6 protein-coding genes are annotated in these 13,323 nt (G+C 63.6%); 4 read left to right on the top strand and 2 right to left on the bottom strand.

Annotated elements, in window-relative coordinates:
* Positions 1–3,816, top strand: a complete 3,816-nt coding sequence (locus tag WJU18_RS04910; protein ID WP_423459019.1) for a filamentous hemagglutinin N-terminal domain-containing protein — start codon at positions 1–3, stop codon at positions 3,814–3,816.
* Positions 3,817–3,829: 13 nt separating this feature from the next.
* Here the strand turns inward: WJU18_RS04910 and WJU18_RS04905 are convergent, their stop codons facing one another.
* Together WJU18_RS04905 and WJU18_RS04900 are read right to left on the bottom strand one after the other, a co-directional pair.
* Complete coding sequence (locus tag WJU18_RS04905; protein ID WP_423459018.1) at positions 3,830–5,536, bottom strand: glycosyltransferase family 2 protein; 1,707 nt, start codon at positions 5,534–5,536, stop codon at positions 3,830–3,832.
* A gap of 19 nt (positions 5,537–5,555) precedes the next feature.
* Entirely contained in the window at positions 5,556–6,326 is a 771-nt protein-coding gene (locus WJU18_RS04900) for a hypothetical protein (RefSeq protein ID WP_423459017.1), read from the bottom strand.
* A 207-nt stretch (positions 6,327–6,533) separates the two neighbouring features.
* Here WJU18_RS04900 and tssK point away from each other — a divergent pair, with 207 nt between their 5' ends.
* From tssK to tssM, 3 genes are read left to right on the top strand one after another with little or no spacing between them, the layout of a single operon-like run.
* Positions 6,534–7,865 carry a type VI secretion system baseplate subunit TssK gene (gene tssK, locus WJU18_RS04895; RefSeq protein WP_423459016.1) on the top strand — a complete coding sequence of 444 codons (1,332 nt, stop codon included), beginning with the start codon at positions 6,534–6,536 and terminating at the stop codon, positions 7,863–7,865.
* Positions 7,866–7,910: 45 nt separating this feature from the next.
* Positions 7,911–9,242 (top strand): DotU family type VI secretion system protein, encoded by a 1,332-nt coding sequence (locus WJU18_RS04890; protein WP_423459015.1) that lies wholly within the window; start codon positions 7,911–7,913, stop codon positions 9,240–9,242.
* Positions 9,239–12,841, top strand: a complete 3,603-nt coding sequence (gene tssM, locus WJU18_RS04885; RefSeq protein ID WP_423459014.1) for a type VI secretion system membrane subunit TssM — start codon at positions 9,239–9,241, stop codon at positions 12,839–12,841. The genes WJU18_RS04890 and tssM overlap by 4 nt, the downstream gene beginning before the upstream one ends.
* Positions 12,842–13,323 lie beyond the last annotated feature (482 nt).

Below are 13,323 nucleotides of genomic sequence, written 5' to 3'. Positions count from 1 at the left end.
ATGAAAACGACTACACCTCATCCCCATTCAATACCAGCCCGTTCGCTGAAGCCGCTGTTCATGGCCATGGCCTGTGCGGGAATGCTGCCCGCGCTGGCCCAGAATACGCCCGGCCTGCCGCAAGGCCTTTCAGTGCCACAGGGCGGCGGCACGGTGAGCCAGAGCATCAATGGCAACACCATGACGATCCGGCAGGACACGCCCCGCGCAATCGGCAACTGGACAAGTTTTTCCATTGACAACGGCAGGACAGTCAATGTCGTCCAACCTGGCACGACCAGTGTGCTGCTGAACCGGGTCACGGGTGTAGATCCATCGACGATCGCGGGTAACCTCAATGCCAATGGTCATGTCTATCTCGTTAACCCGAATGGCGTGACGTTCAGTGAGTCGGCGCGGGTCGATGTAGGCGGCATCGTCGCGTCCACCCTCGGCATTGGAAATTCCGCTTTCATGGCGGGTGGCCCTCTGACGTTCCAGGCCAGCAGCGACTACGGCGACATTCGGGTCGACAGCCTCGCGCAGATCACTGCGCACCAAGGGCTGATCGGGTTGCTGGGAAAAGTAGTGGAGAGTGGAGGCACGCTTACCGCGCAGGGTGGCACCATCGGTCTGGCCGCCGGCAGGACCATCGTGATCGACCCAGGAGGTGATGGCCTGACTACGCTTCGTGTCACCCCTCCAGCAGAGGACGGTTATGCCACCGTTGAAAACCGCGGAATCCTCGCGGCGGATGGTGGTCGCGTTCAGCTTCTCGCTCGTGCATCAGGAATAGAGAACACGGCCTCCATTAGTCAGATAGGTACTGTGCGAGCGCGCTTTCTCAACCAGCGTACGGGCGAGATCGTGCTGGAGGCGACGCACAGCGACGAAAGCTCCGCCAACATTCTCACGGGAGAGCTTGACGCCAGTGGCGGATCGGCCGGGGCCGGCGGTCGAGTTACCTTGAAAGCATCAGGCGATGTAGATCTTTTTGGCAAAGGCCCTCTCCCGAAAATAGATGCCAGCGGCACCACGGGAGGCACCATCCGCATCGACGCAGGTGGCGCCATCGGCCTGAGCCGATCCACACCGGACATCCCTTCAACCATCAACGCCGACGGAACCGCGGGGTCCGCGGGAAGCATCGACATCCATGCCAGCGGGATGTCCCAGGCCACCTATGCCGGGGGAGTAGCCATTGCGCCGAGCACGACCATCAGCGCCAGCGCGCTGGGCGCCAATGGCGATGGCGGTACGGTCACAGTGACCGGGTCAGACTGGCTGCGCGCGCATGGGCATATCAATACCAGCAGCGCGAACGGCGCCGGCGGACAAGTTGAAACATCGGCACCGGCCTTCCAGATGAACGGTATCCGCGTAGACACTTCGGGCAACACAACACCCGGCACATGGCTGATCGATCCGTATAACGTCAGCGTCGTCCATGGTTCGGCTGCGGGCACCTTGCCTTCCCCAGTTTTCACGCCTGTCACCAACTCAACGCTCCAAGACGGCGACATCAATGCCGCGCTGAATGCCGGAACCAGCGTAACCATCACGACAGGGGGAGCCTCGAACGGCACGGCGCTCGGTAACGTCTCGTTCAATCAGTACTTCGACACGGCCCAAAACGACTGGGTCGGCCCAACCATCTCCCGCACCACAGGCTCAGCTCCGGTAACGTTCAGGGTAGATGCCGACCACTCGATCATGGCCGATCGCACCAGCATCGGGTCAACGAGCGGCCCCATGCACGTGCAATTGAACAGCGGTCTCTCCTCTGATCAAGGCCGAATTTACTATCAGGGTGACATCAACACGAACGGCGGCAATCTGGATGTCACCGGACGAGCTGGCACCTCTCTCAGCACGGGAACCATCGACCTCGGCGCGAGCGGCCGCGCGACGATCACGAGCACCTCGGGCAATGTCTATCTGTCGGATGTGCAGATCAATGCGCAAGCCGGCGATGTGATCATTTCGGGACGTTCGTCAGATTCCGATGGCGTCTATCTCGACCAAAGTTCCGTCACAACGACGTCGGGACGCGTGCTGATTTCCGGCGTCGGCCGCAGCAGCGGCAGTTTCAGCGGCATACCATCGATCTCGAATGGTGTTGTAATGGGCGGCAATAGCTCAATCACCACGGGGTCGGGTGCTGTCCGCATCGCGGGCACTACCTCTAGTGAAGACCCGGCACAAGCCCCGACAGGCAAAGGGGTCTGGATGCGCTCAGGAAGCACCATCTCCAGCACCAGCGGGCAGATCGAGCTGACGGGTAGCACGCCGCTGGCAGATGCCGGGGTGCAGATCGACCCGATGTTTGTTTATCCTCCCAACGTAGGTTTTCCACCCATCCCGGCCGCTCGTATCCTCACTGGCGGCCAAGCCGTGCTGCGCGCATCGAACAACGGCAATGCAGATGCATTGGTTCTGGGCGGCACGGTGTCCGCTGGAACGGTGCTGAATCTGAGACCAGGCATGGTCGATGGCTCCGGTGCTGCATCGGACCGCACGGGCGATGCCATCACGCTGGGCGGCGCAGGCACGAACGGCTTTTCTCTGTCGGCAGCGGAGATGGGCCGCATCACCGCGCCCACCGTGGTGGCTGGCAGCGACGCCCACGCCGCAGGCATCGTCGTATCGGGCCCGCTCGGCCTGCCTGCAACCACCACCGCGCTCACGCTGCAGAACGACGCAGGCGGCGACATCCATGTGGGCGGTGCGCTGAACTTCCACACCGTGGGCCTGTCCAGCCACGGCAGCATCACGCAGTCGGCCCCCATCGTTGCGGACACCGTGCTGGCGCGTTCGGCCACGAACAGCGTACTGCTCCAAAATCCTGGCAATGACGCTGCCGCCAACACTGTGGGCGGCTCGGCCGCCGAATTGTTCTCATGGGTGGATGCCAATGCAGTTCATCTGGGCTCCGTGAGCGTCACAGGGATGGCAGCCTCCACCAACCAGGCGCAAACCCTGGCCGCGAACTCGATCTCGGCCAACAATGTGTTCGTTCAAACCCTCAGCGGCGACCTGAGCCTCAGCGTCCCCGTCACAGGTTTCACCGGCACCGATCTGGTCGCGGCCAATCACTTCAACAACACCGGCGGAGGCTCGATCTCGGGTGGTCCATGGCGAGTTTGGTCCGACAACTGGATTGGTGAAACGCGCGGCGGCCTTGGCGGCTCAGGGCTCTACCCGAACCTGTATGGCTGCACCTATGATGGCGCCTGCGTAGTCAGCGTTTCTCCCACCGACAACCACTTCATCTACACCCAGCGGCCCGTGGCCACCGTGACCATCGGCAACGCCAGCCGCGAGCAAGGTGCGCCCAATCCGCCGTTCTCCAGCTCTCTCTCCGGCCTGATCCTGGGCGATACGGGCGCGGGCATTACCGGCACCACCACCACCACGGCCACACCGGACAGCCCTGCGGGCAACTACCCGATCACCGGCTCCTACACCTCGGCAGAGGGCTATCGCGTCGTCGTCGTGCCTGGCACGCTGAGCGTCGGCACAAAACCTCCACCGCCACCGCCTCCTCCACCACCGCCTCCTCCACCGCCGCCTCCTCCTCCACCGCCCCCTCCGCCATCGGCAGGACAATCACTGGAAATCCCGCTGCCCGAGCAGGTGCTGGACCCGCCCAACACCTATACCTTCGACCGCAACATCACCCCCGTGCCCATCTGCCTGGCCTCGGAGCCTCTTGATGGCGAACGCAGCGAATCCGGTGTCGACCTCCTCGCGCAGGAATGGTCACGCGTACGCTCGCGTCCGGCGTTGACCAACTGCATAGACAGCGAACGCAAGAACGGATGCGGAGACTTCTAGGGCATGTTCGAAGTCAGGCCTGCAGCAGCGCCTGCAGGTCTGCCGGCAGCGTATCCCAGCGGTAGGCGCGGTCCGGCCGCACCTGTTTGAACCGCGCTTGAGGCCCCTCCTCGGCAAGGTAGTCATAGCCCATCGACTGAAAACGCTTGTCTGGATCAAGGCGCTTGTATCGGTCGCGCCGCGCATGGCGGTCGGCCACCCGCAAGGAACCCGTGTGGTAGAGGTGATAACCGGTCTGAATGATCTGGCCAGCATACTTGATCTCATCAGGGCACCAGCCACCATGCAGATCGGTCCCACTGGCGAACTTGGTGGAAGACGGTAGCTTGAAGAAGCGAACCTGGTTCTTTTTACCCCAGATGCCGTCGATCCGGAATTGCTGCGGGGTATCCCACAGTTCGCGGAACATGAAGCCAATGCCTGGTAGCTTCCACCGTGACAGCGAATGCGCAATGCCGCGCAGGTTCTTCAGGAACATCTCCTCATACCGCTCGTCCGCATCGCATACCAGCACCCATTCGGCGCCATGCTGCCGTGCGGCATACAGAAGGCGCACCTGATTCTCGCGTTCTCGCCATTGGTGATCGGACGACGCTGGATTCGAGAGCAATTCGATCAGTGAGGGTTCGCCACGCAAAATGCTGGGCGTTCCATCCGTTGAACCGTCGTCGAGGGCAATGAGACCGTCCACGTGTTCCCTCAGATGATCCAGGCAACCTTGCAGGCAGCGCGACTCGTTCCTCACCTGCATCAAGGCGATGATCCGCGGCGAAGGCATGGCTTGCCGCGCTGTCAGGTCGGCTCCATTGCACCTGGCGCAATAGACTTTCGGAGCTTCATAATAGATGTGGCGCCCGCACATATCGCAACGCCTGCGCGACCGGTATGTATGTAGCGTGCCGCGCAGCTCGGCGAATGCCGGCGCCATGCCATGTAGTTGCGCCGGCGCATCGAGCGCGACGCGAGAAAACCCACGCCCCCAAGAGTCTGCCGTGTTGGCCTCTGCGCGTTCCGGAGCGCAGCGCTCCCAGGCATGAAGATCGTCGTAGGCTTCGGGGCTGGGGCGCGGCACATCCGACAAATGCAGCAAGCGGATGTCCGGACAGGCTTGCAGTGGGTAGCCCGCCATTTCCAGGCGAATGCGCACATTGTCATCGTCACCACCCCAAACCGCTTGAGATTCATCGTAGCCTTGCACGCGCTCGAACGCAGCACGCGGCGCCACAATGGATCCGTAGTACACCGCCAATCCCGGCAAGTTTTTCGTTCCGAGGGTATGCAGCGCCTCAAGGGTATATCCCCGCTCCAGCACAGAAAAGTGGACGAAAGCCACCTGGCCCAAGGCCACCGTGTTCGGTTGAACGCGGCCGAGCAGAAGCGCATGCCCAGGCACGTCGGTGACGAAGGCTGACTCCGGCGAACAAATCAGCACCGTCTGGCCGCGAGCGTGCCGGATACCCACATTGATGGCCACACAAGGCGGGCGCCATTCGTGTGCCTGGTCATTGACCACAACCCTCCAGCTGATGCCGGGAAAGCCAGCCAAAAATTCCAGCAGCCCGGCTTCCTCGCCGGGATCGTCCATGACGATCACCACCTCGACACCTGGCCGGGTCAGGTAACCGGCGTTAAGCGGCAGCACGCGTCGAAAATCGGCCAACTTTTTGTAGAACGGAAGGATCACGCTCAGTTGCACAGGAGTTGGAGAAAATTCACTCATAGCCTGGATTCAAACCGTCTCACTTTTCAGTCAATGCATGGGCAAACCGCCCCCGGTAAATCTTGGTGCCCCTGTGCGCAAGATCCGACAGCGTATCGACCCACACCTCGCCGCCGGTAGCCCGCCAGCGCCGACAGAAAGCGAAATCCTCGCTGAGGTACGCGCCCGTGCCGGCATCCGTGCCGGTATCGAAAAATCGGTACCGAGGCCACGCCGGGTTGGCACCGGGTGAAGTATCGACATACCGCAGCTGAGCGTAGCGCTCGGCCATGACTTCAAAAACGCGCCGCGCAATCACCATGAACCCGCACCCGACCTCCTGCACACGTACGAAGCCTTCAGTATCCACACTTTGCGGCTCGGGCAGCGGTACCACATTGAAAGCCGTGTAACGCGCTTGAAAATCATCTTGCGTAGCGCCAGCGGGCAGGGCCTGCGCAAGACCACCTGCGGGCCAGCCATCCGTTTTCTTGGGGCAAGCACCTGCCACGACGTCCCTGCCCGCCAGCAGCAAGCGCAGCGCAGCCTCTACCTCGAAGCCGATATCGTCATCGATCCAGAACAGATGCGTACATCGGGTGTCGGCCATGAACTCGGCCACCAGTTCATTGCGCGCCCGTGTGACGAGCGCCTCGCCATCGAGAAAGCGGGCCATCATGGGAAAGCCATGCGTCCAGGCCGCGTTGCTGAGCGCCAGCAAACTCCGCGTATAGCCGGAAGTGAGCAAGCCGCTGTGGCTGGGCGTGGCAACGAATGGACGAATCCCGCGCAGGGCGTTGATATCGAGCATGGCTCCTCCCAGGAAGGTGAAGTCGTTTTGATTGTAGGCGGGACTGTTCGCGCCAAGCGCGGCTGCCGGCCCGTGTGCGCCTCACTTTCGGCATAGGCCATGGAGCCAATCCGGCTGCACGAGACGGTACTAGTCCGTTAGACGGATTTGCCCCGGCAACCAAGCCGGGGACACTCCTCCCAGGCATCCAAGACGCGGGAGTGGCAATTGACTTGGCGATCCAAGGTTCTGTGGAGTGAAGGCATGCTGCTGCAGCCACAGCATCTGCAGCAGAATGACCGCCATCTCGACCACATACGGCACCGGCTGCTGCAGTGCACCACGCCTTATGCCTGGGGCTTCGCCGAGCTTGAGCTTGACCAGGCCGCCCTGGCACTGGGCAAGGTGGCGCTGATCAAGGCCGTGGGCGTGTTCGGGGACGGTACGGTTTTCGACATGCCTGCCGTGGACCCTCTGCCGCCTCCGCTCGACATTCCCCCAGGCCTGCGGGACGAAGCCATCGTGTTGGCTCTGCCGGTGCGGCGCCCTGGCGCGCGCGAGACTGACGTGGAAGCCGACGACCCCCTGGTACGCCACCAGGCCCTGGCCTCGGATGTACCCGATGCCAATACGGCAGGCGAACGCACCGCACTCGTCCAGTTGGGCCAGTTGCATGCGCGCCTGATGCGCACCGGCGACTCCACCGACGCCTGGGCCACGCTGGGCACCGTGCGTGTGCAGGAGCGGCGCGCGGACAACCAATTGCTGCTGGACCGCAGCTTCATCCCGCCCGCGCTGGACTGCCATCCGGAGCCTCAGCTTCATGCCTGGCTGAACGAGCTGCTGGGCCTGCTCCGCCAGCGGGGTGAAGCCCTGGCCGGCCGCATGAGCCAGGGCGGCACGGGCGGTGTAGCCGAGATAGCGGATTTCATGCTGCTGCAGGTAGTCAACCGGTACGAGGCTGTATTCGGTCATCTCGTGCGCACCGCTGCACTGCATCCGCAGCGCTTCTATGAACACGCCCTGGCGTTGGCGGGCGATCTTTCCGCCTTCCGCGATCAGCGGCGCGTGGCGCGTTTCCCTCCCTACGTGCACGATGACCTGGCGGCCACGTTCCGGCCGTTGATGGACGATCTGCGGCGCAGCCTCTCGATGGTGCTGGAACAATCGGCCATCCGCATTGACCTGCATGACCGCAAGCACGGCGTACGGGTGGCCATGATTTCCGACGTGGAGCTGCAGCGCAACGCCACCTTCGTGCTGGCCGTGATGTCGCAAATGCCGGGCGAGGCCCTGCGGGCCCGCTTCCCGACGCAGGTGAAGATTGGTCCCGTTGAACGCATCCGCGATCTGGTAAACCTGCATCTGCCCGGGGTCACGCTGACGCCGCTGCCCGTCGCGCCGCGCCAGATCCCATTCCATTCGGGCGCCAGCTACTTCGAGCTGGAAACACGCAACAGCGACCTATGGCGCCAGCTCGAGCAATCCGGCGGCATGGCCATGCACATCGCTGGCGAATTTCCAGCCCTGGATCTGGCTTTCTGGGCAATCCGGTCATGAGCCGCCATCCGCACCTCTGCGACGCGAAGCTAGGGAGTCATCCCCATGAGCACCCCTGACCCCTTCTCCGCCTTCGAATCCGAGCGCACGGTCATCAAACCCAAACCCCGCTCGGGACCTCCGCCTGCCTCGCCCGGCGCGCCACCGGGCGGTCCGCCGCCAGATGCGGCCCTGCCCGACATGGCGCGCATCGACATGCTCAACCCGCTGGTGTCCGCGGCCGGCCCCTTGCTCGGCCTGGCGGCACGGCTGCGCGGCATGGCGCATGTCGCCGACCCCGCCTCGCTGCGGGCCCAGACAGTACAAGCCCTTCAGCGGTTCGAGTCGGACGCGCGCAAGTCGGGCTCCAGCAATGAAACCGTGCTGGCCGCGCGCTATGTGCTGTGTACCGCGATCGACGAAGCGGTAGCCAACACGCCCTGGGGTGTACGCTCGGGATGGAACAAGCAGAGCCTTCTGGTGCAGTTCCACAACGAAACCTGGGGTGGCGAAAAGGTCTTTCAACTGCTGGCCAAACTCGCCCAGGATGTGCCGGCCAACCGCTCGCTGCTGGAGCTGATCTATTGCGTGCTCGCCTTGGGATTCGAGGGGCGCTACCGCGTCATCGAAAACGGGCGGTCTCAACTCGAAACCCTGCGGCAACGCCTGGCGGATCTGATCCGCAAGGACCGCCCCACGCTGGAGGCCGAACTCTCGCCGCACTGGCGCGGCCACGCGGGTGAGATCAAGCGCCTGCGCGATGTACTGCCTCTCTGGGTCTATGCGACCGTGCTTCTGCTGCTGCTTGCCCTGGCATGGCTGGCCTTCCGGCTTTCGCTCAATAGCCACTCCGATACGGTCTATTCATCGATCGCTAGTTTGCGTGTACCCCAGGCACCTGCCGCAGCCCCGCCTCCGGCCAAGGTACCGCGCCTGGCCCGCTTTCTTGAACCCGAGATTCGCGAAGGCCTGGTCACCGTGACCGATGAGGCCGACCGCAGCATCGTCCGCTTGCGGGGCGACAGCTTCTTCGCCTCCGGCAGCGCCGAGCCTATCGAAAAATCGCGCCCGGTACTCAAGCGCATTGGCGATGCCTTGGCCGAGGTGAAGGGCGACGTGCTCATCACCGGGCATTCGGACAACCAGCCTATCCGCTCGCTGCGTTTCCCTTCCAATTGGCATCTCTCGGCAGCGCGCGCCGAGGGGGTGAAGACGGCATTGCTGGGTCAGGTCGAAGCCAGCCGCATGCGTACCGAAGGCCGTGCGGATTCTGAACCGCTGGCCCCCAACGACACGCCCGCTAACCGGGCACAGAACCGAAGGGTGGAAATCACACTGATGACCGGCCCGGCAGGCGCAACGCCCGGCAGTGCCTCACCGAAGGGAGGTGAGCGATGAAAGCGCTGTTCCGGTTCGTGTTCGCGCCCTGGCTGATCATTGCCGTGGCGCTGGTACTGCTGGCGTTTCTGATCTGGTGGGTCGGGCCGTTGGTGCACATTGGCTCACTTGCGCCGCTTGAAGCGGCCTGGGTACGCGCCAGCCTGATCGCCCTGATCTTGCTACTGGTGCTTGGCCGCTACGCGTGGCGCCGCTGGCGGGCGCGCAAAGCCAGCCAGCGGTTAACCGAAGGCTTGGTCAAACCCGCCGAAGCCAAAGCGGCCGCCTCGACACCAGGCGAGCAGAAAATTCTGGGCGACCGCTTTGCTGAAGCCATCCAGACCCTGAAGCGCATGCGCATCGAGCGCACGGGCAAGAAGACAGGGCTGCGGGACTGGTTCGCGATCTCCGGCGGCAACTATCTCTATGACCTGCCCTGGTACGTCTTCATCGGCGCGCCGGGTTCCGGCAAGACCACTGCGCTGGTCAACTCGGGCCTGACATTCCCGCTGGCCGAGAAGTTTGGCTCCGGCGCCATCCGCGGTGTCGGTGGCACGCGCAACTGCGATTGGTGGTTCACCGACGAGGCCGTGCTCATAGATACCGCTGGCCGCTACACCACGCAGGACAGCAATCAGGCCGAAGACCAAAGCGCCTGGGCTGGTTTCCTCGGCCTGCTCAAGAAGAACAGGCCGCGCCGCCCGCTGAATGGCGTGCTGCTCACGGTCAGCGTAGCCGATCTGATGCAGCCCGCCCAGGCCAGAGCGGAGCTCTGCGCGGCCATGCGCGCACGGCTGCAGGAGCTGGATCAGCGCCTGGCTACCCGGCTGCCGGTGTATGTCATGGTCACCAAGACCGATCTGCTGAGCGGTTTCACCGAATTCTTCGACGACCTGGGCAAGACCCAGCGCGAGCAAGTGCTGGGCTTCACACTGCCCGTCGACCAGAGCGATCATGTGGCCGAGCGCGGTGTCTCGGAATTCTTCACTCGTGAGTTCGGGCTGTTGCACGAGCAGATGGATGACCGGCTCATCGCACGCATGCAGGCCGAGCAGGACCCCAGGCGCCGCGCGTCGATCTTCGCCTTCCCTGCCCAGTTCGCGGCCCTGCACGGCACGCTGGCCGAAACGCTCGATCAGGTCTTTCTCGGCTCCAAATTCAACCAGCCACCCTGGATCCGAGGGGTGTACTTCACCAGCGGCACTCAGGAGGGGAGCCCCTTCGACCGCGTGATGGGAAATCTCTCGCGCAATTTCGGCCTGGAACGCGCCATCGTGCCACCGCAGAAAAATGCGGGGCGCAGTTATTTCCTTACCAACCTGCTGCGCGAAGTCGTCTTCCCCGAACAAGGCTTGGCCGGTGCCGATGCGCGCCAGGAGCGCCGCACCAAAACCTGGCGGTTGGCCGCCCTGAGCGCCATGAGCCTGGCCACGCTGGCGCTGCTGGCAGGTTGGGGCTACAGCACTTGGCTCAACAGCCGCTACCTCGATGCCGTGCAGGCGAAGGTGGAGCCGACCAAGCAGGCGCTGCTGAGCCTGTCCGCCAATTCGCAGACCATTGCCGCCGTCGCCCCCGTTCTGCAAGGGCTGCGCGACATCTGGAAAACGCCTGAAAACAACGAAGGCAACCCGCCGCTTTCCATGACACTGGGCCTTTACCAGGGCGACAAGATGGACTCGGCAGCGGCAGCAGCGCACGAACACGCGTTGTCAGAGGTGTTCCTGCCCCAGGTATCCCGCCGCATCGAGGATCAGTTGCGCAGCGCCAACAAGGACAACCTCGAGTTCGCCTACGAGGCGCTCAAGAGTTACCTGATGCTGCACCAGCCGGAGCATTTCGACAGCGATGCGCTCAAAGCCTGGATCACCCTGGACTGGAATCGCAACCTCGACAGAGGCTTGTCGGCCCAGCAGATACAGGCCCTGGAGCAGCAGCTCGATGCACTGCTGGCGCAGGGCGCCCCTCGCGCCAACACTCCCATGGATGAGGGCCTGGTGCGCAGCATGCGCGCGATGCTGGCCAGTTACCCCGTGGAGCAGCGGATCTTCAGCCGTCTGAAGCGCCAGCGGCTCGGGCGCGACATCCCAGCCTTCTCCATTGCCATCGCTGCAGGTCCTTCGGCGCCGCTGGTCTTCGAACGCATCAGCGGGCAGCCTCTCACGGAAGGCGTTCCCGGCCTGTTCACTTACGACGGCTACCACAAGCGTTTTCAGCAGGAAGTAGCCACGGTCACTCCACTTCTGGCCAGTGAGGATCCATGGGTATTGGGCCTGGAACGTTCGGCGCTGAGCGCGGCCAAGGATGCCGCGGGCATCGGCAACCTGACCGACCGTGTACGGCGGTTGTATCTGGAAGAGTATGTCAAGGTGTGGCAGCAACTGCTGAGCGATGTCCGCCTGATCCGGGCCAGCGGTGTCGAGAAGAACATCGAGATCGCGCGCATCCTTTCCGGCTTCGACTCTCCCCTGGCCAAATTCCTGAAAGCCGCGGTCCGCGAAACCACGCTCACGCCCAGCAATGACCCCGCCAAAGCCAACGTGGTCAGCAAGGCGGCAGAGACGGTACGCAGCACACGGCAGGGGCTGGAGCAACTCTTCGGCGCGGAAAACCAGCGCCAGGTGCCCGCCGGCAAGAGCATCGAAAGCATTGTGGACGATCACTTCGAGCCTCTCCGCCGGCTGGTCACTGCGCCCGCACAAGGGCAACCGGCGCCCCTTGACGATGCGCTCAAGCTGTTCAATGAGGTTTACGTCTATCTCAATGCGGTCGATACAGCTGTCAAGGCCCGCTCCTCTCCACCGCCGGGTGACGTCGCTGGCAAGCTGCGCTCCGACGCTGGGCGCCTGCCCGAGCCCGTGCGCTCGATGATCGAGAACTTGAGCCAGGCGGGCGCCGCGCAGGCCCGCGTGGCCGAGCGCAGCAACCTCAGCCAGGACCTGAAACCCGTGGCTGATTTCTGCGCCAAGGCGATCGCTGGCCGCTACCCCTTCAGCCCCACCAGCACCCGGGATGTGTTGCCCGAAGACCTGGGCCAGATGTTCGCCCCCGGCGGCCTGATGGATGACTTCTTCCAGAAGCGGCTTGCCGCGCTGGTCGATACCAGTTCACGGCCGTGGCGCTACAAGCCCGTGGCCGAACAAGGCGCCATCACCACCGCCGCGCTGGCGCAGTTCGAGCGCGCCGCCCGCATCCGCGAAATCTTCTTCCGCTCGGGCGGCCGAACGCCCTCGATCCGCCTCGACTTCAAGCCCGTGGAAATGGATGCGAGCATCACGCAGTTCATTCTGGATGTCGATGGCCAGGTCGTCCGCTACGGCCATGGCCCCATCGTGCCCATGACCATTCAGTGGCCAGGCCCCAAAGGCAGCAACCAGGTGCGCATACAACTGAGCCCGCCCTCACCCACCGGTGGCGCGTCGGGCATGACCACAGATGGCGCCTGGGCCCTGTTCCGCGTGCTGGACCGTTCTCAGCTGGAACCAGGAGACGCGCCTGAAAAATTCTTCGTCACCTTCTCGGTTGACGGGCGTAAAGCGCGCTTCGAAGTCACCACCAACAGCGTGCAACATCCCTTGAGGTTGCGCGAAATGCGCGAGTTTTCATGTCCCGCTGGATTGTGAAGCCCCCCCTGAGTCGCTTACGCGCCTTCCCCCCAGGGGGACGCACCCAGCGGCCTGGCGGAGCCAGCTCCGCGGGTGCCTCGGCATGGCCTGCTCCGCGGCCTTTTGGGAGGAAGAGGAGAGCGCTCGTCCAGTAAGAGCCGTGATTAGGTTAACCGCCGTGAAAGCCCCCACCCCCACCCTCCCCCAGAGGGGGAGGGAGCTAATACCGCGAAGCGCAGCGAAGCCTGTTAATGCGCAGGCCGAGCGAAGCAATGGCCCGAGGCGGGCTCCCCACCCCTCTGGACGTGCCGAGGAGCGCAGAGCGGGGGCAGGCAAGGGCACTGCAAGATGCCCTTGCTTCGTGCTCTGACTTGCTGCAGCTGTTTGAGCGGCGTGAACGTAGTGAACATAGCGAGTTCTGCAGCACCGCCCCCCGATCGAGCACCGCAGGTTGCCCGTAGCGTAGCGAAGGGACACGGCAAGTGGGGTCGCCTTTTCTT

The sequence above is a fragment of the Ottowia sp. VDI28 genome, from assembly GCF_049532675.1.
GTDB lineage: Bacteria > Pseudomonadota > Gammaproteobacteria > Burkholderiales > Burkholderiaceae_C > Ottowia.
This window is presented reverse-complemented; position numbering and strand designations above follow the sequence as displayed.

What these genes read in the sequence shown, in the direction of transcription:
- tssM (WP_423459014.1), top strand. Translation starts at nt 9,239, where the DNA reads ATGAAAGCGCTGTTCCGGTTCGTGTTCGCGCCCTGGCTGATCATTGCC.
- WJU18_RS04910 (WP_423459019.1), top strand. Translation starts at nt 1, where the DNA reads ATGAAAACGACTACACCTCATCCCCATTCAATACCAGCCCGTTCGCTG.
- WJU18_RS04900 (WP_423459017.1), bottom strand. Translation starts at nt 6,326, where the DNA reads ATGCTCGATATCAACGCCCTGCGCGGGATTCGTCCATTCGTTGCCACG.
- WJU18_RS04905 (WP_423459018.1), bottom strand. Translation starts at nt 5,536, where the DNA reads ATGAGTGAATTTTCTCCAACTCCTGTGCAACTGAGCGTGATCCTTCCG.
- WJU18_RS04890 (WP_423459015.1), top strand. Translation starts at nt 7,911, where the DNA reads ATGAGCACCCCTGACCCCTTCTCCGCCTTCGAATCCGAGCGCACGGTC.